20 protein-coding genes are annotated in these 19,702 nt (G+C 64.8%); 11 read left to right on the plus strand and 9 right to left on the minus strand.

What is annotated here, in order from left to right; genetic code table 11:
- Window positions 1–790, minus strand: a 790-nt coding sequence (locus IC66_RS0111110; RefSeq protein ID WP_038947655.1) for a LysR substrate-binding domain-containing protein, incomplete at its 3' end; no start/stop codon positions are given.
- A 146-nt stretch (window positions 791–936) separates the two neighbouring features.
- On the opposite strand from IC66_RS0111110, the gene IC66_RS0111115 reads away from it, so the two are divergent.
- Window positions 937–2,010 carry a tartrate dehydrogenase gene (locus IC66_RS0111115; RefSeq protein WP_038947656.1) on the plus strand — a complete coding sequence of 358 codons (1,074 nt, stop codon included), beginning with the start codon at window positions 937–939 and terminating at the stop codon, window positions 2,008–2,010.
- Window positions 2,011–2,064: 54 nt separating this feature from the next.
- Here the strand turns inward: IC66_RS0111115 and IC66_RS0111120 are convergent, their stop codons facing one another.
- Both IC66_RS0111120 and IC66_RS0111125 read right to left on the minus strand, forming a co-directional pair.
- Window positions 2,065–3,000: a LysM peptidoglycan-binding domain-containing protein gene (locus IC66_RS0111120; protein ID WP_038947657.1), complete on the minus strand. Its 936-nt coding sequence runs from the start codon at window positions 2,998–3,000 to the stop codon at window positions 2,065–2,067.
- Between the two features lie 135 nt (window positions 3,001–3,135).
- On the minus strand, window positions 3,136–3,987 hold the full coding sequence (locus IC66_RS0111125; RefSeq protein WP_049806506.1) for a DUF3313 domain-containing protein: 852 nt from the start codon (window positions 3,985–3,987) through the stop codon (window positions 3,136–3,138).
- Between the two features lie 170 nt (window positions 3,988–4,157).
- Between IC66_RS0111125 and IC66_RS0111130 the strand changes: the two genes are divergently transcribed.
- Entirely contained in the window at window positions 4,158–4,835 is a 678-nt protein-coding gene (locus IC66_RS0111130; RefSeq protein ID WP_038947659.1) for a TetR/AcrR family transcriptional regulator, read from the plus strand.
- A 9-nt stretch (window positions 4,836–4,844) separates the two neighbouring features.
- Here the strand turns inward: IC66_RS0111130 and IC66_RS0111135 are convergent, their stop codons facing one another.
- Window positions 4,845–5,336 (minus strand): MarR family winged helix-turn-helix transcriptional regulator, encoded by a 492-nt coding sequence (locus IC66_RS0111135; protein ID WP_038947660.1) that lies wholly within the window; start codon window positions 5,334–5,336, stop codon window positions 4,845–4,847.
- A gap of 100 nt (window positions 5,337–5,436) precedes the next feature.
- Here IC66_RS0111135 and IC66_RS0111140 point away from each other — a divergent pair, with 100 nt between their 5' ends.
- The gene (locus IC66_RS0111140; RefSeq protein ID WP_038947661.1) at window positions 5,437–6,645 is read left to right on the plus strand and encodes an ABC transporter substrate-binding protein; all 1,209 of its coding nucleotides are present in this window, start codon (window positions 5,437–5,439) and stop codon (window positions 6,643–6,645) included.
- 14 nt (window positions 6,646–6,659) lie between these two features.
- A complete protein-coding gene (locus tag IC66_RS0111145) occupies window positions 6,660–7,838 on the plus strand; it encodes a cytochrome P450 (protein ID WP_038947662.1) in 1,179 nt (392 codons plus the stop codon).
- Between the two features lie 30 nt (window positions 7,839–7,868).
- Here IC66_RS0111145 and IC66_RS0111150 read toward each other — a convergent pair whose 3' ends face one another.
- On the minus strand, window positions 7,869–8,591 hold the full coding sequence (locus IC66_RS0111150; RefSeq protein ID WP_038947663.1) for a hypothetical protein: 723 nt from the start codon (window positions 8,589–8,591) through the stop codon (window positions 7,869–7,871).
- A 290-nt stretch (window positions 8,592–8,881) separates the two neighbouring features.
- On the opposite strand from IC66_RS0111150, the gene IC66_RS0111155 reads away from it, so the two are divergent.
- Window positions 8,882–9,805 (plus strand): ABC transporter ATP-binding protein, encoded by a 924-nt coding sequence (locus IC66_RS0111155; RefSeq protein WP_028145510.1) that lies wholly within the window; start codon window positions 8,882–8,884, stop codon window positions 9,803–9,805.
- On the plus strand, window positions 9,802–10,563 hold the full coding sequence (locus IC66_RS0111160; RefSeq protein WP_038947664.1) for an ABC transporter permease: 762 nt from the start codon (window positions 9,802–9,804) through the stop codon (window positions 10,561–10,563). Before IC66_RS0111155 ends, IC66_RS0111160 begins: the two co-directional genes overlap by 4 nt.
- A gap of 7 nt (window positions 10,564–10,570) precedes the next feature.
- On the opposite strand, the gene IC66_RS0111165 is transcribed toward IC66_RS0111160, so the two are convergent.
- Window positions 10,571–10,897: a hypothetical protein gene (locus IC66_RS0111165; protein WP_028145512.1), complete on the minus strand. Its 327-nt coding sequence runs from the start codon at window positions 10,895–10,897 to the stop codon at window positions 10,571–10,573.
- A gap of 304 nt (window positions 10,898–11,201) precedes the next feature.
- Here IC66_RS0111165 and IC66_RS0111170 point away from each other — a divergent pair, with 304 nt between their 5' ends.
- Complete coding sequence (locus tag IC66_RS0111170; RefSeq protein ID WP_028145513.1) at window positions 11,202–11,996, plus strand: L,D-transpeptidase; 795 nt, start codon at window positions 11,202–11,204, stop codon at window positions 11,994–11,996.
- A 67-nt stretch (window positions 11,997–12,063) separates the two neighbouring features.
- On the plus strand, window positions 12,064–13,047 hold the full coding sequence (locus tag IC66_RS0111175) for a glycerophosphodiester phosphodiesterase (protein ID WP_038947665.1): 984 nt from the start codon (window positions 12,064–12,066) through the stop codon (window positions 13,045–13,047).
- Between the two features lie 170 nt (window positions 13,048–13,217).
- Here the strand turns inward: IC66_RS0111175 and IC66_RS0111180 are convergent, their stop codons facing one another.
- Window positions 13,218–15,497, minus strand: coding sequence for a spermidine synthase (locus tag IC66_RS0111180; RefSeq protein ID WP_038947666.1), 2,280 nt, complete (start codon window positions 15,495–15,497; stop codon window positions 13,218–13,220).
- Between the two features lie 227 nt (window positions 15,498–15,724).
- On the opposite strand from IC66_RS0111180, the gene IC66_RS0111185 reads away from it, so the two are divergent.
- Window positions 15,725–17,335 (plus strand): phytoene desaturase family protein, encoded by a 1,611-nt coding sequence (locus IC66_RS0111185; RefSeq protein ID WP_028145516.1) that lies wholly within the window; start codon window positions 15,725–15,727, stop codon window positions 17,333–17,335.
- 273 nt (window positions 17,336–17,608) lie between these two features.
- Here IC66_RS0111185 and IC66_RS0111190 read toward each other — a convergent pair whose 3' ends face one another.
- On the minus strand, window positions 17,609–17,764 hold the full coding sequence (locus IC66_RS0111190) for a Flp family type IVb pilin (RefSeq protein WP_018322539.1): 156 nt from the start codon (window positions 17,762–17,764) through the stop codon (window positions 17,609–17,611).
- Between the two features lie 163 nt (window positions 17,765–17,927).
- Between IC66_RS0111190 and IC66_RS0111195 the strand changes: the two genes are divergently transcribed.
- A complete protein-coding gene (locus IC66_RS0111195; protein ID WP_028145517.1) occupies window positions 17,928–18,815 on the plus strand; it encodes a 50S ribosomal protein L11 methyltransferase in 888 nt (295 codons plus the stop codon).
- A 116-nt stretch (window positions 18,816–18,931) separates the two neighbouring features.
- Here the strand turns inward: IC66_RS0111195 and IC66_RS0111200 are convergent, their stop codons facing one another.
- Window positions 18,932–19,111, minus strand: a complete 180-nt coding sequence (locus tag IC66_RS0111200; protein ID WP_028145518.1) for a hypothetical protein — start codon at window positions 19,109–19,111, stop codon at window positions 18,932–18,934.
- A 186-nt stretch (window positions 19,112–19,297) separates the two neighbouring features.
- Here IC66_RS0111200 and IC66_RS0111205 point away from each other — a divergent pair.
- Window positions 19,298–19,702 (plus strand): aminopeptidase P family N-terminal domain-containing protein (locus IC66_RS0111205; protein WP_038947667.1); only part of this gene is annotated, 405 nt, incomplete at its 3' end.

Below are 19,702 nucleotides of genomic sequence, written 5' to 3' on the forward strand. Positions count from 1 at the left end.
TTGGTCGCAGCGGCACGAAGCGCACGCCCGTGACCGCCATCCGCGCCGTCCAGCGCGGCACGATCGCAACTCCGAGCTTCGTGGCCACCAGGTTGATGATGGTCTGTTTCTCGTCGGCGACCTGCACGATGCGCGGCGTCAGGCCTGCCTGCTCGAACAGCTTGATCGTGAGGTCATGGCTGTGCGGCCGCGAACGGCGGTCCGGCACCAGCATCGCCTCGTCGGCGATGTCGGCCAGCGTGATCGACTTGCGCGCGGCCAGCGCGTGGCGCTGCGGGAACGCCACGATCGCGGTCTCCTGGAGCAGATCGCGGAATTCGAGCCGCTTGTCCGCACGATCGGGCGGGCGAACGAAGGCGAGATCGAGCGCGCCGGTCAGGATCTTCGGCAGCAGCCGGACGGTCTTGTCCTCGAGCAGCTGCACCGCGATGTCGGGATGCTTGGCGCGGAAGTCGCGCAAGAGCGGCGGCAGCAACCCGGCGGCTGCGCTGTCGATGGCGCCGATCCGGAGCCGCCGCGCAGTCCCCGCCCGGGAGCGGTTGCGCAGATTGCTCTCGACCGCCTCGACCTTGGCGAGGATAGCGCGGGCATCGCGCAGCAGCGTCGCGCCGTCCTCGGTGAGCGACACTGCACGCGTCGTCCGCGCGAACAGCCGCGTGCCCAGATCCTCCTCCAGCAGCCTGATCTGGCGGCCCAGCGCGGAAGGCAGCATCTGGAGCTGCTGCGCCGCCCGGCCGAAATGCAGCTGCTCGGCCGCCGCCACGAAGCACCGGAGCTGATGCAATTCCATTCCGCAAATCCTCTCGCCTCGCGAGGATTATATCATTTTTTTGTATAAACCAGCGTCAATTGAATCCGCCCTGCACTCCCGTCTAGATTCGCTGGCGACGCAGACAGCCAGATATGCCGGCGCGATCTCTCACACGGAGCATTCTCATGCGCACTCATTCGATCGCAGCCATTCCCGCCGACGGCATCGGCCCCGAGGTGATCTCGGCCGGCGTGCGCGTGCTGGAGGCGCTGGCAAAACGCAGCGGCGACCTCGCCTTCAGCGTCAGGACGTTCGACTGGGGTTCGGACTATTACAAGAAGCACGGCGTGATGATGCCGGCCGACGGCCTCACCGAGTTGAAGAAGTTCGACGCGATCTATTTCGGTGCGGTCGGCGCGCCTGATGTGCCCGACCACATCACGCTGTGGGGCCTGCGCCTGCCGATCTGCCAGGGCTTTGACCAATATGCCAATGTGCGGCCGACCAAGATCTTGCCCGGCGTCGCCTCGCCGCTGCGCAATGTCGGTGTCGGCGATCTCGACTGGGTGATCGTGCGCGAGAACTCTGAAGGCGAATATGCCGGCATGGGCGGCCGCGCCCACAAGGGCCTGCCGGAAGAGGTCGGCACCGAGGTCGCGATCTTCACCCGCGTCGGCGTCACCCGCATCATGCGCTATGCGTTCCAGCTCGCACAGTCGCGCCCGCGCAAATTCCTGACCGTCGTGACCAAGTCGAACGCGCAGCGCCACGGCATGGTGATGTGGGACGAGATCGCGGCCGAGGTCGCGACCGAATTCCCCGACGTCAGCTGGGACAAGATGCTGGTCGATGCCATGACGGTGCGCATGACGCTGCATCCGAAAAGCCTCGACACCATCGTCGCGACCAATCTGCATGCCGACATCCTGTCCGACCTCGCCGGCGCGCTGGCCGGAAGCCTCGGCGTGGCGCCGACCGGCAACATCGATCCGCAGCGCCGTTTCCCCTCGATGTTCGAGCCGATCCACGGCTCGGCCTTCGACATCACCGGAAAGGGCATCGCCAATCCGGTCGCGACCTTCTGGACCGGCGCGCAGATGCTCGAGCATCTCGGCGAGAAGGACGCCGCTTCAAGGCTGATGGCGGCGGTCGAGCGCGTCTGCGCAGCGGGCGTGCTGACGCCTGACGTCGGCGGCAAGGCGACGACGAAAGAGGTGACGGAAGCCGTGATCGACGCAATCAACGGGTCGAACGTGTGATCGCCCCTCGACGTCATGGCCGGGCTTGTCCCGGGCATGACGGGTGTGAATTAACTACCTCCGCCCCGCCGGAGGAGCCGGCGTCGCCATCGCGGCGGCCGGCTCGGGCGGTGCCAGATGGCGCGGCACGATGATGGTCTGTCCGGGCGTGAGCTGCGCGTTCTCTGCAAGCGAGTTGCTCTGCGCGAGCGTCCACAGCGGCACGCGATTGGCGGCGGCGATGCTCTCCATGGTGTCGCCGCGCCGCACCGGCACCCGGACGCCACTATCCCACAATTCGACCAGCGTATCCGCAGGCACCAGATAACGCAGCGGCACGGCACCGGCCTGGGTCTGCGGCGGAATGCGCGGCAGCTGGGTCACCATCTCGACGATCTGGCGATGGATGTCGTCGGATTTCTCGATGTTGATGTGCGAGACGCGGCTGTTTTCCTTCAAGTCGTAGCTCGCATAATGGCCCCGAAAGCCGGGGACCGCGACGACGTCGCCGCCGCCGAGCACGCTGTCGGACAGGAAGATGTTGATGAAGCGCTCGACATTGAGCGGCACGTCGCCGGTCGCATGCGCGGGATCGATGGCGATGACGAGGCTGATCGGGATGCTCTCCTTGGCCGCCATCTCGGAGATGACGATCGAGCACAGACCACCCATGGAGTGCCCGATCAGCACGATCGGCGCCGCCTTCTCCTTGTAGCTGGCGATGACGCGGTTGCCGATGAACCGGCAGAGGGTGAATTCGTAGACATCGGCGGAAAAGCCGGCCTGTGTCAGCTTCTCGCCGAGCCGGTCCATGCCGGTCGAGAAGATCGGGCCCATGGCGCCGCGGAACAGATAGACGTTCGGCGGCGGCAACGGCTCGAACGGCGGCGCGGCGGGTGCGGCCGGGATCGCTGCCGGCTTCGACTTGGCCGGGGACGCCGCGGTCATGACAGGGTTCAAGGCGAGCAGCGCAACCGCTGCCAGCACGACTAGCCGCCTCAGATCCATCATCAGTCCAAGCAGTCCACCACGGGAGGCCACCGCCTCCCCCGGAGGCTTAGTGACCACCGATTGGGTGGAATTTGGGGCACAGAACCCGCTCCGCTCCGAGACCTCAACCCAGGGTCACCCAAGACCGCATCCAGTTCATTGCGTGGGTATCTGCTCTGGATTCGTCTCGGGCGCCGACGGCGGGGCCGGACTCTCCTTGGCGCCGGAATCCGTCCAGGCTGGCGGCAGGCCGAGCCCCTGCCCCGCAAGGCCGGTGAGGCCCGGAAACCGCCCGAACGCCTCGCACGCGACGTATTTGGGCGCACCGCCGAGCCGCACGGGAATGCTCTCCATCGGCGGCAGCGCAGGGACACCGCCGAAGGGGGACTCTCCCGTCGTGACCAGCTTGGCGAAATCCGCGCCGAAATCGGCGGCGAGATCATATGCGTCGCCCTCGTTGGCGACCCGCGCAGAGTTCGAGATGGAGTTCGCGTTGCGCGCCCAGACCATCGCCGCCTTCTGAAATCCGGCGAAGTCGCGCGCCTCCGCCTCGACCGACAGACCGCCGAGCCCGACCGGAAGCCTCGGCACCGGCACGGGCACGCCGGGAAGCGCAACCGTCTTGGCAATCGACAGGGCCTTGGACGCACCGGAGGCCGTCGGGTTGGTCGGCTTGGCATGCGTCACCGTCGCCTGCACCGTGAGGTCAGCGTCGTCATCGGAGGAGACGATGCGGAAGCGCTCGCTCAAGTGGAGACACAGCTCGCGGCTGATGGCGTTCGCGACCAGGCGCCGCTCCTTCTCGGTCAGCGCAACGTCGCTGCGCGCGGGAAAGACGGTCGATGCAATCCGGATCGTTTTCGCCGCCAGCACGTCCTTCTTGTTTACGCGGATCTGCGATCGAGTCACCAGTCCGTTCGCGTCCGACATCCGGTCGTAGCTCCGGAGCGAGCCGGCCCGTTCGAGCGGCGCGGTCGCGCACCCACCGAGCGCCAGCGCGACACTCATCAGGGCCGTCCGTGGAAAGCGCATGGTCCCGTTCCCGCATCGACGGCTTTTAGAGAGATCACTCTAACAATCACTCTCACGCCCGCGCCATCCGGTTAATATAAATAGATGGAACTGTCTAATTTTGATTTTCTCGTGGCGAATCGTCGTGCTAAACGGGGCGAGTGTGAATGGAGATGTCTGATTTGAGGAAAGTCGACCCCGTCAAGCATGAGCACAAGCGCGCCGAGATCCTCGGCGCGGCAATCCGCTGCTTCATCAGGGACGGCTTCCGCGGCGCCAGCACGACTGATATCTGCGCCGAGGCCGGCATCAGTCCGGGGCACCTCTACCACTACTTTCCGAGCAAGGAGGCGATCATCGAGGCGATGATCGATCTGGGTCTCGCGCGTTCGGCGGAGCGGTTCGAAAAGATTCTCGCGGCGACCGACGTGATCGAGGCGCTGCTCGTCGACATCGAGGAAACCAGCCTGCGGTTTCGGCCCGCCCAGATCCTCAACCTGGACGGCCTCGCCGAGGCCGCCCGCAATCCGGACTTCGCTGAGATCATCGAACGGCACACCGCGGCCGTCCGCCTCATGTGGAGCGACTCCCTGCGCCGGGCGCAAAGCCAGGGACGGGTGGATCCGGGACTGGACCCGGACGCGACGGCGAACATCCTGATCGCCATTGTCGACGGATCCCGTGCAATGCCGATCCGCAATCCCAAGCTGGATGTCAAGCAGAGCGCGGAGCATTTGAGGACGATGCTCGTCCGCTTCCTGGAGCCGCCCGCAGCGCAGAGCGTTGCGATCAAGCCCCGCAATCAGAAGACCGGTCGTCCCCTGAAGCTGGTCAGAAAGCGATAGGGCCCTGCCCTAAAGCGGCAGCATCCGGTTCAACAATTCGAGCAGCGTGCGCTGCTCGGCCTCGCTGAGCGGCGCCAGCATCTTCCGATTATAGGGCTCCGTCAGCTTTGCACCCTCCGCAATGAGCTTTGCGCCCTTCGGCGTCAGCATGAGCTCGACGGCGCGGCGATCGGACTTCGAGCGGTTGCGCTTGATGAAGCCGGATGATTCCAGCTCGTTCAGGATCTTGATCAGGTTCGGCAGCCGCAGCCGCAGCAGGCCGGCGAGGCTGCTCGGCGGCACGCCGGGATTGTCGCGAATGACGGCGAAGATCGCATAGGTTGCGGGCGTCAGGCCCAAGGCGGCGAACTCCTCGTAGAAGCCCTCGAAGAATTTCAGCTGCGCCAGGCGCAGCATGAAGCCGGGGGTGCGCTGGAGCGCGCGCAGGTCCAGTGATTTCTCCGTCTGCTGAGCGGACTTTGGCGGAGCGGATTTGGCTCCGCTTAGAGGCTTCGGGCTCATGATTCTCAATCCCAGGGACGGCCGAATTGACACTCTCAAAAATAGCTATAAAATATAACTATTATTCAGCGGCACCAAGACCGCCTATGGGAGGGACACAATGAACAGCAAATTCCTGCACAAATTGTGCATTTTGGCCGCAACGCTCGCCACGGCGCCGGCGTTGGCCCAGGACGTCGTGAAGATCGGCATCCTGAACGACCAGTCGGGTCCGTTCGCGAGCTACCAGGGCATCGGCTCGGTCGTTGCCGCCAAAATGGCCGTCGAGGATTTTGGCGGAAAGGCCGCCGGCAAGCCGGTCGAGGTCGTCGCGGCCGACCACCAGAACAAGACCGACATCGGGATTGGCATCGCGCGGCGCTGGTACGAGAACGACAGCGTCGATGCGATCTTCGACCTCCCGAACTCGTCGATCGCGCTTGCGGTGGCCGGCATGAGCGCCGAGAAGAACAAGGTCTTCGTCGGATCGGGCGCCGGAACAGTGCTGCTGACCGGCGAGAAATGCACGCCGAACACCGTGCACTGGACCTACGACACCTATTCTTACGGCCGCGGTCTCGGCAAGGCGATCGTCCAGCAGGGCGGCAAGAAATGGTTCTTCATCACCGCCGACTACGCCTTCGGTCATGATCTGGAAAAGCAGGCTGCGGAGGCCGTGAAAGCGGCCGGTGGCGAGGTGCTCGGCAGCGTACGGCATCCCTTGGGAACGGCCGATTACGCCTCTTTCCTGCTACAGGCCCAGGCGTCGGGCGCGAACGTCGTCGGCTTCGCCAATGCCGGTGACGACACCATCACGTCGATGAAGCAGGCCGCCGAGTTCGGACTGACCAAGGACCACAAGCTGGTCGGATTGATCCTCGGCATGAACGGGCTTCCCGCACTGGGCCTGAAATTCGCGCAAGGCGCGCAGATCATGAACCCGTTCTACTGGGATCTGAACGACGGCACGCGGGCCTTCGCAAAACGCTTCGCCGAACGGATTCCCTCGAAGGCCTATCCGAACGACATGCAGGCCGGCGTCTATGCCTCGGTCATTCACTATCTCAAGGCGGTCGACAAGGTCGGAGGCGCCAAGGATGGCAAGGCCGTCGTCGCCGCAATGAAGGAGATGCCGACCGACGATGTTCTGTTCGGCAATGGCTATATCCGCAAGGACGGACGCAAGATCCACCCGCTCTACCTGTTGCAGGTCAAGTCGCCCGAGGAATCGACCTCGGCGTGGGATCTGCTGAAGGTCGTCGCCACCATCAAGGGCGAGGACGCGTTCCGCTCGGAGAGCGATGGCCAGTGCCCGCTCAGCAAACCATAGAAGCGGAGCTGACCATGAGCGGCATCGCCTCCAGTCAGGTCGACCCGTTTGCGCCTGACTTCCTGTTGAACCCCTATCCTGCCTATGCGGCGCTACGCGCGCTCGGGCCCGTGTTCGCGCTGGAGCGTTACGGCGTGTGGGCGATGGCGGGCTATGGCGAGGTCGAGCCGGCCTTGAAGGACTGGAAGACGTTCATCAGTGGCGAGGGCGTCGGGCTCAACGGGATGAACCCTGCGCTGCCAAAGCCGCTGACGCTCCAGATCGATCCGCCCGATCACGACAAGGGCCGGCGGGTCCTCGGCCGCACGCTGTCTCCGGGCGTCGCGAGGAAGCTGCGCGAGACGTTTCAGCAGGAGGCGGAGAAGAAGGTCACGGAGCTGATCGACAAAGGCACGTTCGATGCCGTCACCGATCTTGCCGAAGCCTATCCGATGAAGGTGTTTCCGGATGCGATCGGCATCCGGGCGGACGGCCGCGAGAAGCTGCTGGCCTGGAGCACATTCGTGTTCGACAGCTTTGGCCCCGAGAACGAGATGCTAGCGGCTTCACGCAAGGAAGGCCTCGCCGCCCAGAGCTGGATCATGGACTGCTGCGCACGAGATGCGTTGCGGCCCGACAGCCTCGGCATGATGATCTACCAGGCAGCCGACGACGGCGAGATTACCGAGCACGAGGCGACGCATCTGGTGCGGCCGTTCCTCACGGCGGGGATCGACACCACCGTCAACGGCATCGGCAACACCCTGCTCGCGCTCGCCACCCATCCGGATGAATACCGCAAGCTCCACCACAGGCCGGAGTTGGCGCGCAACGCTTTCGAGGAAGGCCTGCGCTACGATTCACCGGTGCAGACGTTCTTTCGAACCACCTCGCGCGACGTCGAGATCGGCGGCGGCGTGATCCCGGCACACCGCAAGGTGCTGCTGTTCATGGCCTCCGCCAACCGCGATCCGGCCCGATGGGACGAAGCCGATCGCTTCGAGGTCGAACGGACCGCGACCGGCCATGTCGGCTTCGGCGCAGGCATCCACGCCTGCGTCGGTCAGATGATCGCGCGTCTGGAAGGCGAATTGATCTTCAGCGAGCTTGCGAGGCGCGTGAAGACCATCGAGCTCACGGCGGAGCCGAAACGCAGGCTCAACAATTCCCTGCGCGGGCTGGAGAGCATGCCGGTCCGCGTGACGCCCGCTTAGGCGGCATCACGCGGGGGAGGATGCGACGGCTCAGTTCCTTGCCGGCGCCGTTGCGGCCGCCGAGCGCGCCTGCCGCGGTGCGCCAGGTTCGGCGACCGGGACCGCCGCCGGCGCGCGCGAGCGCATGATGGCGGCGTCGATCTCGGCGATGACGCGGCGCTGGATCGCCTCGTTCTTGTCGATCGAGATATGGCCGACGCCGGTGCCGCGCACGTCGACATTGTCGAGCTTGCCGCGGAAACCGTCGGCACGCTTGACCGGCTCACCGGGGCCGTCGCCGATATAGATGTTGATGTAACGCTCCGCGCCGGTCGAGAGCTTGGTCTTGAACACGGAATCGAGGCCGATCGCGAGCTTCACGGGCACGCCCAGCCGGTTGAGTTTCGCGATCATGTCGGGCAGCGCGGTCGCGCCGGAGGAATGGCCGACCAGGACGATGGTCTTGAGCCGGCCGGCCTTGTAGGCGGTCGCGGCTTCATCGGCGAGCGAGGACCAGGAGACGAAGTTGGCGACCGTCACCGGGATGCCCTGCGCCTGGAGCCGGGCGCCGATCGTGTCGAGGCCGAGCGAGAAGATGTTGAGCACGCCGCGGAGCAGATAGACATGCGTGGTCGCGACCTGGGCTTGGCTCGGGGCCGCCCGGGCCGTGGTCGGGCTGATGGCAACAGCTGACAGCAGGAGCAGGCCCATCGCCCATACACGGAGGGCGGACAATTGGCTGACGCCGGCGGTGTGACGGCCGTTCGGTCTCATCGATCTTTTCCCTGGGGACAATACGCTTTGCGATTGGTCGGAATCGTAGCCATGGCCTGCTCGCAGACGCAACAAAGAGCCGCGTGAATGGCAATCTTAGCCACAGCCCGTGACCATCGCGCAACACCTGCCCGAAACCTGCCACCGAAGGGCCTGTTTTGAGACCATTTTTCTCTCGCCAATTGCGGCCCGGCAAAGGCGTTCTTATCTCAGGGCTCCGCTGACCCGCCCTTCCCGGCAGGTTCCAGCCTCCCTCCCCAGACCTTGCCCCCTCAGCCTGACGGCCATCCATGTCCTCCATCATCTCCGTCGCCAACCTGTCGAAGACCTATGGGTCCGGCTTCAAGGCGCTCAAGAACATCAATCTCGACATCAAGCGGGGCGAGATTTTTGCGCTGCTCGGCCCGAACGGTGCCGGCAAGACCACGCTGATCTCGATCATCTGCGGCATCGCCAATCCCAGTGAAGGCAAGGTTCTGGTCGGCGGCGAGAACATCCAGACCTCATACCGCAAGGCGCGCTCGCTGATCGGCCTCGTGCCCCAGGAATTGCACACCGACGCCTTCGAGAGCGTGTGGGCGACCGTGAGCTTCTCCCGCGGCCTGTTCGGCAAGCCCAAGAATCCTGATCACATCGAGAAGGTGCTGAAGGACCTCTCGCTGTGGGACAAGAAGGACAACAAGATCATCACGCTCTCCGGCGGCATGAAGCGTCGCGTGATGATCGCGAAAGCGCTGTCGCACGAGCCGCAGATCCTGTTCCTGGACGAGCCCACTGCCGGCGTCGACGTCGAGCTGCGCAAGGGCATGTGGGAAGTGGTGCGCACCCTCCAGCAGTCCGGCGTCACCATCATCCTCACCACGCATTACATCGAGGAAGCCGAGGAGATGGCCGACCGCATCGGCGTCATCAACAAGGGCGAGATCGTGCTGATCGAGGACAAGGCGACGTTGATGCAGAAGCTCGGCAAGAAGCGGCTGACGCTGCATCTGCAGGGCAAGCTCGACGCGCTGCCGGAGAGCCTTGGGCATTACGAGTTGGAGCTCTGCGATGCCGGCGCGACGCTGGTCTACGATTACGACACCAAGGGCGAGCGCACCGGCATCACCAGCCTGCTCGGCGATCTCCGCACCGCCGGCATCCGCTTCAACGATCTCGACACGACGCAATCGTCGCTCGAGGACATCTTCGTCGATCTCGTGAGGACGTCATGAACCACCGCGCCATCCGCGCCATCTATCTGTTCGAAATGGCGCGCACCTGGCGCACGCTGCTGCAAAGCATCGTCTCGCCTGTGGTCTCCACTTCGCTCTATTTCGTGGTGTTCGGCGCCGCGATCGGTTCTCGCATCAGCCAGGTCGAGGGCGTCAGCTACGGCACCTTCATCGTGCCGGGCCTGATCATGCTTTCGGTGCTGACCCAGAGCATCGCCAACGCCTCATTCGGCATCTACTTCCCGAAATTCACCGGCACGATCTACGAGATCCTGTCGGCACCGATCTCCTATTTCGAGATCGTGCTCGGCTATGTCGGCGCCGCCGCGACCAAGTCGATCATTTTGGGCCTGATCATCCTGGCGACCGCCGGATTATTCGTGCCGCTGCATATCCACCATCCGGTCTGGATGCTGGCCTTCCTGGTGCTGACGGCAGTGACGTTCAGCCTGTTCGGCTTCATCATCGGCATCTGGGCCGACGGCTTCGAGAAGCTGCAGATGATCCCGATGCTGGTGGTGACGCCGCTGACCTTCCTCGGCGGCAGCTTCTATTCCATCGACATGCTGCCGCCCACCTGGCGCACGGTGGCGATGCTCAACCCGGTCGTCTATCTGATCTCCGGCTTCCGCTGGAGCTTTTACGAGATCGCGGACGTCAGCATGTCCGTCAGCGTCGGCATGACGACGGCGTTCCTGGTGATCTGTCTCGTCGTGATCTGGTGGATTTTTCGGACGGGGTATCGGCTGAAGAATTGACGCGACCTCACCGATAGCAATGGAAGCGGTGATAGCCGTCGTAATAGCCGTGGCAGCGGTGACGGTAGTGACGATGAGGAATGCCGAGCACACCCTCGACCGCACCAACGGCGCCGCCGACACCGGCACCGACGACGCCACCGACCGCACCGCCCACGGGGCCGGCAATCCGGTTGCCCTCGTAAGAGCCTTCCTGGGCGCCGCGGACGATGCCCTGGGCGTGGCCGGCCTGCGGCAGCGACAACAGCGCGAGCAGGATGGCGGCGGCTGCGAACACCAGGCGGAAGGCTAAACCGGCCGGCGACGGCGCGGCGGCGATGCGGGCTTTGTTCATCTTCGATCCCAAACGGTGAATGGCGGCGAGCGCCGCCTGTCGAGGCAGGTGATCGCCAACGCACCGGGCGGCCAAATGGTTGCGCCTTTGTGACGAATTGTCGGCGTTATGAACGGCGCGCCGCTCGCGAAAATGTCAGCGCCACCGCGCGCGGCGCGGCACAAAGCGGCCTTGCTTACGCCCGGCGCCGCGTTAACGATGGGCGGGCAGGCCGCTGGAACGAAAGCCAGATTGCAGGCATATTGCACGTCGGGGACGGAGAGCCGCGGCGCCTAGCGTGAACAGGCCGGAGGCCAGGATTCAAATGCGTTTCCAGATGCGTTCATTTTTTATCGCTTTCACCTCACTGATGCTTTTGAGCGCAGGCAGCGCGCAGGCCAAGGTCGAGATCACCGTCGACAAGGACAATCAGCAGATGACCGTCGCGGTCGACGGCGTCGCGCGCTACCACTGGCCGGTGTCGACCGGCATCCCCTCGCGCGAAACGCCTAACGGCGCGTTCCGCACCTTCCGGATGGAAGAGGATCACTACTCCAAGGAATTCGACGACGCGCCGATGCCGCACGCGATCTTCTTCACCAAGGTCGGCCACGCCATCCATGGCACCGACTCGGTCGGCCGTCTCGGCTCGCCGGCGTCCCACGGTTGCGTGCGGCTGTCGCGCCAGAATGCCTCGACACTCTATGCGCTGGTGCAGCAGCAGGGCGTGCTCAACACCACGGTGACGCTGACCGGCTCGGCGCAGGTGGCGCTGGCGCGCAATCCGCGCGGCCGCACCAACAATGCCGTCGCCCGCGCGCCGCAGCAGCCAGCCGAAGAGCAGTACGCGACCACGGGCGATCCCGTGAATCTGACGCCGCCGGCGCAGCCCGCCCGCCGCTACATGCCGCAGGACGACAATTACATCTATCCGGCCGACGGCAGCGACACCGGCGCACGGTATCCGGCACCGCGCGGCACACGCCCGCTCTATGATGCGCAGGTTTACCAGCAGCAGCCGCGTCCCTATTACGACCAAGGCTCCGGCCAGCAGGGCTATTACTATCAACCGCAGCCGCGGCAGGTTTACCAGCCGCGCGGCTATTACTACCAGAACTGACGCGGCCGCAGCTCCGTCACCGTCGTCAGTCGTCAGCGCGAACAACAGGATAGCTATTCGAGGCACCATGCCGTCACGTGCCACGACCATTCTGACTGTGCTCTCAGTTCTGATAACGGGGCGGGTCATGGCCTTTGATATCGAGGCGCATCGCGGCGGGCGAGCGCTGTTGCCGGAAAACACCCTGCCGGCCTTCGCCAACGCGCTCTCGATGGGCGTGGATACGCTGGAGCTCGACGTCGGCGTGACCGCTGACGGCGAAGTCGTCGTCTCGCATGAGCGCGGGCTCAATCCGGATCTCGCGCGCAGTGCTGGCAGGACTTACATTGCTCCGCCCGGCACGCCCTTCGTAAAACTGCGGCTGGACGAGGTCAGGACCTATGACGTCGGCCAGATCCGACCGGACAGTGCCTATGCGAAACAATTCCCCGACCAGCGCGCCGTGCCGGGGACACGCATTCCCACCCTGAGCGAGCTGTTCGCGCTGGTGCGGAAATCCGGCAACTCGCGTGTGCGCCTTAACATCGAGACCAAGATCGATCCGAACCATCCGGACGAAACGCTCGATCCGCAGGCCTTTATCGCGAAGCTGCTGGGATTGATCGACGCCGAAACGTTTTCCGATAGGGTCATGATCCAATCCTTCGACTGGAGGACCCTGCAGCTCGTCCAGCAGCAGGCGCCGAAGATACCGACGGTGTACCTGACGCTCCAGCGCGGCACAGGCCAGACAGTCGTGCTGGACAAAGCCACCAACTGGACGGCAGGCTTCAGCCCGGCCGATCACGACAGCTCGCTGCCACGGACGATCAAGGCGGCGGGCGGCGCAGTCTGGTCGCCCTATTTCGGCGATGTGACCTCCGCGCTGGTCGCGGAAGCCCACGAGCTCGGATTACGCGTCGTGGTGTGGACGGTCAACAAGCGCGAAGACATGGCGCGGATGATGGAGCTCGGCGTCGACGGGATCATTTCCGACAGGCCCGATCTGCTGCGCGAGGTTGCCGGCGAGAAGGGCATTGTGCTGCCGGCGGGGACGCCGATCGCGCCGTAACCGTCGGTCTCGTGTCCGGACGCGGTCAGCATGCAACGCTGCTCCGCAGAGCCGGGACCCAGAGCGCCGCGCCATCAGCCCCGGCTCTGCAGCGCACCGCTGAACTGGACGATGCTTCGCATCGCCAGGGAAGCGCTGCGCTGCGTCCGGGGATGGAGACGGGTGCCGCCCTACTCTCCATTCTTCAAACGCCGGTACAGGGCGCCCAGGATGTTGGAATAGTCGTCGGTCCAGACCCGTACCCTGTCGTCGGCTTCGGTCTGCTCCCAGACCTTGGAGGACGCGAGCCGACCGACGTCGGCCTCCTCGCGCGCGGAGATGACGACGTCGGTCGAGAAGATGTAGTCGCCATCACGCCCGGAATCCTCGTTGAAGACCCAGCTCTTGAGATCGTTGGCGTCCGCGATGCCGACCACGACGGTCTCGAGATCGAGATGCCGGTTGGAGACGTGCATCACCACAGCCCCGTTCGGCGCGAGCTTGTCCTTGTAGATCTTCATCGCCTCTTCGGTGGCGAGATGAATCGGGATCGCATCCGACGAATAGGCATCGACGATGATGAGGTCGTAGGCTCCGTCGGGCTCCTTTGCGAAGGTGAGGCGCGCATCGCCGATCACCGGCTTCATGTCCGGCAGACAACTCGAGATGTAGCGGAAATTTTTGGGGTCACGCGCGGCATCCACCATCGACTGGTCGATCTCGAAAAATTTCCAGTCCTCGCCAGGTTCGGCGGCGCAGGCGAGCGTGCCCGATCCGACGCCGATCGCGGCGACCTTGAGCGGCGCGCCCTTGCGCTCGCGGATCGCGCTGACGGCCTGACCGATGCCGCCGTCCTTGTGGTAATAGGTGATCGGCTCGGGCCGGCCGGTGACCGGCGTGCCGTCATTGTTGCGGAAGCGCTCGGCACCGTGGATGGTGGTGCCGTGCATCAGCACGTGGAAATAGCCGCCGGGCGTCACCACGATCTTGTGCACGCCGAAGAAGCTGCGCACCGTCGTGACCCGGCCTTCGTCCGCCGGATAGACGCGGATCAACGCCAACGCGAGTGCGACGGTGGCGAAGATCTTCCAGCGGCCGGCATTGAGCGCCAGAGCGAGCAGCGCGGCGAGCACGCCGACGGCGCCGGCGACCCAGACGCGGTGATCCTCCAACCAGGTCGGGAGGCCGCCGGTGGTATAGGACGGCGCAACCAGCGCCATCGCGAGCGCGGCAAGCACCAGCCAGTACCATTTGACGACACCTGCGAGACCCTCGTTCGCGGACGGCCGGCACAGCGCGGCAAGCGCGATCAGGATCGGGTATTCGGCGATCCACGAGAAGGTGAAGGGAGCAACGAGGCCAGCAAAGAGACCGCCGACCATGCCGCCGAACGACAGCGCGACATAGAAACCGGTGAGATATCTCGCCGCCGGCCGCGTCCGCGCCAGCTCGCCGTGGCAGGCCATGGCGATGACGAAGAAGCAGAGTTGATGGCCGCCGAGAGTCAGCAGCAAATTCTGCTCGCCGCCGAAGGCGAGCAGGACGATGACGCCCGCGATCGCGACCGGCTGCAGCATCAGCATCCATTTGTGCGGCAGCAGCGGCCGCGACTGGAACACCACGACCCAGGTGAGCAGATACAGCGACAGCGGCAGCACCCATAGCAACGGCGCCGCGGCGACGTCGGTCGAGATGTGCGCGGTGACCGCGATGAGCAGACCCGAAGGCACCGCGGCCAGGAAGATCCAGCGCAGCCGCGTCACGATATCCGGCGCCGGCGCATTGATCTCCTCGGTCCGCGCATCGGCCATTGCGAGCTTCGGCGAGCGCAACAGCAACACGCCGCAGGCGGCGATCAGGAGGATCAACAGGCCATAGCCACCGGTCCAGAACCGGTTCTGCGCATGCAGCGTGAACATCGGCTCGAGCAGGAACGGATAGGACAACAGCGCGAGAAAGCTGCCGATGTTGGAGGAAGCGTAGAGGAAGTAGGGATCGTGCCCAGCGGGATGGCCGGTGCGGACGAACCAGGCCTGCAGCAGCGGATTGTTGGCGGCGAGCGCAAAGAACGGCAGGCCGATCGAAACCACGAACAAGCCGAGCAGCCAGAACGCATAGCCCGAAGCGGGCGGCTCGCCATAGGCGGAGGCTATTCCGAGCGGCAGCGTGGCGAAGGCCAGCACCAGCAACACCAGATGCACGGCCACCGGCACGACGCGGCTCCTCGCCTGCATCAACAGATGCGCATAGGCGTAGCCCGCCAGCAGCAGCGACTGGAAGAACACCATCGCCACCGACCACACCGCCGGCGAGCCGCCGAGCCGCGGCAGCACCATCTTCGTGAACAGCGGCTGCACCGAGAATAGCAGCAGCGCGCTGACAAAGATCGCAGCGGTGTAGACCGTCAGCAGCAACCGGTTGCGCGAGGACGACGGCTGCTCCGTGGCGGCAGGTTGCACGATCGAATCCATGGAAGCTCCAGCCTACATTCCCCGGCGGGCGCCGGACGCGCGCAATGGAGCACAAGGCGCCTGAACGGGCAATAAAGGCGCTCGTGATGTTGCAGCGAGGAATGCTTGATATAGAGATGTCGTTCCGGGGCGATGCGAAGCATCGAACCCGGAACCTCGATATTCTCCGGTGCGGAGCCCGCACCATAGTTCGCGCTTCGCGCGCCCCGGAAAGACACCAGGGAATCATGAGCGAAACCGACGTCCTCATCATCGGCGCGGGGCATAACGGCCTCACCTGCGCGGCCTATCTCGCGAGCGCAGGCCTGCGCGTGCGCGTGGTCGAGCGCCGCAAGGTGGTCGGCGGCGCCGCGGTCACGGAGGAGTTTCACCCCGGATTCCGCAATTCGGTCGCGGCCTACACTGTGAGCCTGCTCAATCCGCAAGTGATCCGCGACCTCAAGCTCGCCGAGCAGGGCCTCCGGATCGTCGAACGGCGCGCCCAGAACTTTCTGCCCTCGCCGGATGCCAGCTATCTCCTCACCGGCGAAGGGCGGACGAAGGCATCAGTCGCGCGGCTGAGCGCGCATGACGCAGACGCGCTCGACGGATTTTCGCGCGAGCTGGAGGACATCGCCGACGTGCTGCGGCAGTTCGTGCTCCGCGCGCCGCCGAACCTCGTCGACGGCTTTGGCGCGGCAGCCGTTCGCGAAGGCGTCAACGCCTGGAAGACGGCCAACATCCTGCGCGGTCTCACGCTGGAACAGAGCCGCAGCCTGCTTGATCTCTTCACCCGCTCGGCCGGCGAGATGCTGGACGAGCGCTTCGAGCATGATCTGGTCAAGGCCCTGTTCGGCTTCGACGCCATCGTCGGCAACTATGCCAGCCCCTACGCCGCCGGCTCAGCCTATGTGATGCTGCATCACGCCTTCGGCGAGGTGAACGGCAAGAAGGGGGTCTGGGGTCACGCCATCGGCGGCATGGGCGCGATCGCGCAGGCGATGGCGCGCGCGGCACAGGGCCGCGGGGTCGTGATCGAAACGGATGCCGGCGTCCGCGAGATCATCGTCGAGCGCGACCGCGCCGTCGGCGTCGTGCTGGAGAACGGCACGGCCATCCGCGCCAAATATGTCGCAGCCAATGTCAATCCAAAGCTGCTCTACACGCGGCTGGTCGCGGCCGACGCGCTTCCTGCGGACTTCCTCGGCCGCATCCGGCACTGGAAGAATGGCTCCGGCACCTTCCGCATGAACGTTGCGCTGGACCGCCTGCCCTCCTTCACGGCGCTGCCCGGCGAGGGCGATCATCTCAGCTCCGGCATCATCCTGGCGCCAAGCCTCGGCTACATGGACCGCGCCTGGCTCGATGCGCGGGCGCAGGGCTGGAGCCGGGAACCAGTCGTGGAGATGCTGATCCCCTCGACCCTCGACGACACGCTGGCCCCAGCTGGAAAGCACGTCGCCAGCCTGTTCTGCCAGCACGTCGCACCGGAGCTTCCCGATGGAAAGTCGTGGGACGACCATCGCGACGAGGTCGCCGATCTCATGATCGCGACAGTGGACAAATACGCGCCGGGTTTTGCGGCGAGCGTGCTGGGCCGCCAGATCCTGTCCCCGCTCGATCTCGAACGGCAGTTCGGCCTCCTCGGCGGCGATATCTTCCATGGCGCGCTGACCTTGAACCAGTTGTTCTCGGCGCGGCCGATGCTTGGCCATGCCGATTATCGCGGGCCGTTGAAGGGCCTCTATCATTGCGGCTCCGGCGCCCACCCCGGCGGCGGCGTCACCGGTGCTCCCGGCCATAACGCCGCGCAGGCGATCTTGAGAGATCACCGGTCGCTGTTCGGAAGCCGTGGATAGGTCTGTGGATGAGCTGTGGACTTGCTGTTGAATGGCCTGTGGTCAGACAGAGGATACATGGGCCAGAACGTCGGGACCGAACTTGGGGAAAGCCGGTGGACAATCGCGGGACAAGCGGGTGGACGGCGTCCCGGCAGGCGGTGGACAATTTGCGAAGAGCACTGAGAACGCTCGTCCGAAAACGACCTCGCCCGCCAGGGGTATCCCCTCGCGGGCGATGATCAGGAATAACCTCAAAGAAAAATAGCCCCCGCTGGGAAATGGAGGCGGATATTACTTCAAGGAGCTGCTAATCGAAGTGAACTTGTCGTTCAGGGTGACGCCCAGGCTGTTCACCACGGTGATGATCGCCAGAGCGATACCTGCGGCAATCAGGCCGTACTCGATCGCGGTTGCACCGGACTCGTCCGACCAGAACTTTTGAACCATGCGCTTCAAGACTCGTCTCCGTTTCAATTCCAAGCTGTGTTGGTTGGCTTCGACATCCGCAAAGATACGGGGCGCAACCTACAGCCCGGTTAACCGGGGAACCGCAACTTATGCGGAAAATTGGCGACGAAAGTTCCAAAAATTGAACTCAACGGAACCCTGAATGCAGCCTTCTCCCACCCATCGCGCCAGCTTTTCGATCGGCAGCGAGGCCGACGCCAGGCGCGTCGTCGACGTGCTCACCGAGGTGTTTTTCGACGGCGATGCGGCGGTTGCCGCCTTCGAGCGGCCGGACGGACCATGGGACGTCACGCTCCATTTCGCCGAGGCGCCCGACCAGGCTTGGCTGCGCGAACTCGTTGCAACTTCAGCAGGAAATGCGATCGCCGCGACGCTTCTCTTCGACACCGTCGAGGCCAAGGACTGGGTCAAGGCCAGCCTGGAAGATCTCGTCCCGGTCCCGGCCGGGCGCTTCGTCGTGCACGGCAGCCATGACCGCGACCGTGTGGCGCCGAACAAGCTCGCGATCGAGATCGAGGCGGCGCTTGCCTTCGGCACTGGCCACCACGGCACCACCCGTGGCTGTTTACTGCTGCTTGACCATGTCCTTAAGAGTTCCCGTCCGAGAAACCTGCTCGACCTCGGCACCGGAACCGGCGTACTCGGCATCGCGGCCGCCAAGGCCCTGCATCGCGCGGTGCTCGCCTCCGACATCGACCCGCCGTCGGTGCGGGTGGCGGCCGAGAACGCGGTAATGAACGAGGTCGGCAACCAGGTCCGGGTCATCCGCGCCACCGGCTTCGCCGCCCCGGATTTCGGGAAGGCCGGTCCGTTCGACCTGGTGCTGGCCAACATCCTCGCCAACCCGCTCAGGCAATTGGCGGGCCCGATGGCGCGGCATCTCGCGCCCGGCGGACGCGTCATCCTCTCCGGCCTGTTGACACACCAGGCCCCCGCCGTGATCGCCGCCTACCGCGCGCGCGGCCTCGTGCCGTTGAAGCATCTGCGGATCGAGGGGTGGAGCAGCCTGTTGCTGCGGAAGGTGGATTGAGCGAAGCGCCGTAGGGTGGGCAAAGCGCAAGCGTGCCCACCATCTCGCCCTCGAATAGAAGATGGTGGGCACGGCGCTACGCGCCTTTGCCCCACCCTACGGCATCATCGATGCCGCTACTCTGCTGCCTTCTCATCCCGCTGCAGCGCGCGCTCATCCTGCAAGGTACGCTTCGCGCGGCGCTCGGCGATACGATCAATCATCTGGCGCATGACGCCGCGCGGCTTCTTCGGAGCCGCCGCAGTCGGGGTGCGACGCACCGGCGGCGTAATCTTCTCAAACGTGAATGCTGGCATCGTGTGTCCCCTCGCCGTTGAGATGAACCACCTGCTCGAATTTCCCTGTCATCCGGACGAAGCGCAACTGCCGCATCCTTTACTCCACTCAATTCGAATGGAACCATTCAAGCACAGTCCATGCCAGATGCGACGCGAATGCGTCCAGATTGCGGACTCGTCCCCATGACCCTAAAGTGATCCACCATGTTCGAAGCACACTTCCAGACATTCGAGGAGCCGGAGGCCGGCGTCGCATTGACGGCGCGGCTCGCCGCACTTCGCGAAGAACTCGCCCGCCGCAAGCTGACCGGCTTCGTGATCCCGCGCGCCGATCAGCAGCAGAACGAATATGTGCCGCCGTCGGAAGAGCGGCTGGCCTGGCTGACCGGTTTCACGGGCTCGGCGGGCCTCGCGGTGGCGCTGACCCAGGAGGCCGCATTGTTCGTCGACGGCCGCTACACGCTTCAGGCCGCCAAGCAGGTCGACGCAAAAGCCTGGGCCGTGGAATCGCTGATCGACCCGCCGCCGGAAAGCTGGGTGTCCGCGCATCTGAAAGCCGGTGACCGCCTCGGATTTGATCCGTGGCTGCACACTTTTGCGGCAGCCGAG

This window comes from Bradyrhizobium genomosp. III (genome assembly GCF_000261705.1).
GTDB classification, from domain to species: Bacteria; Pseudomonadota; Alphaproteobacteria; order Rhizobiales; family Xanthobacteraceae; genus Bradyrhizobium; species Bradyrhizobium ottawaense.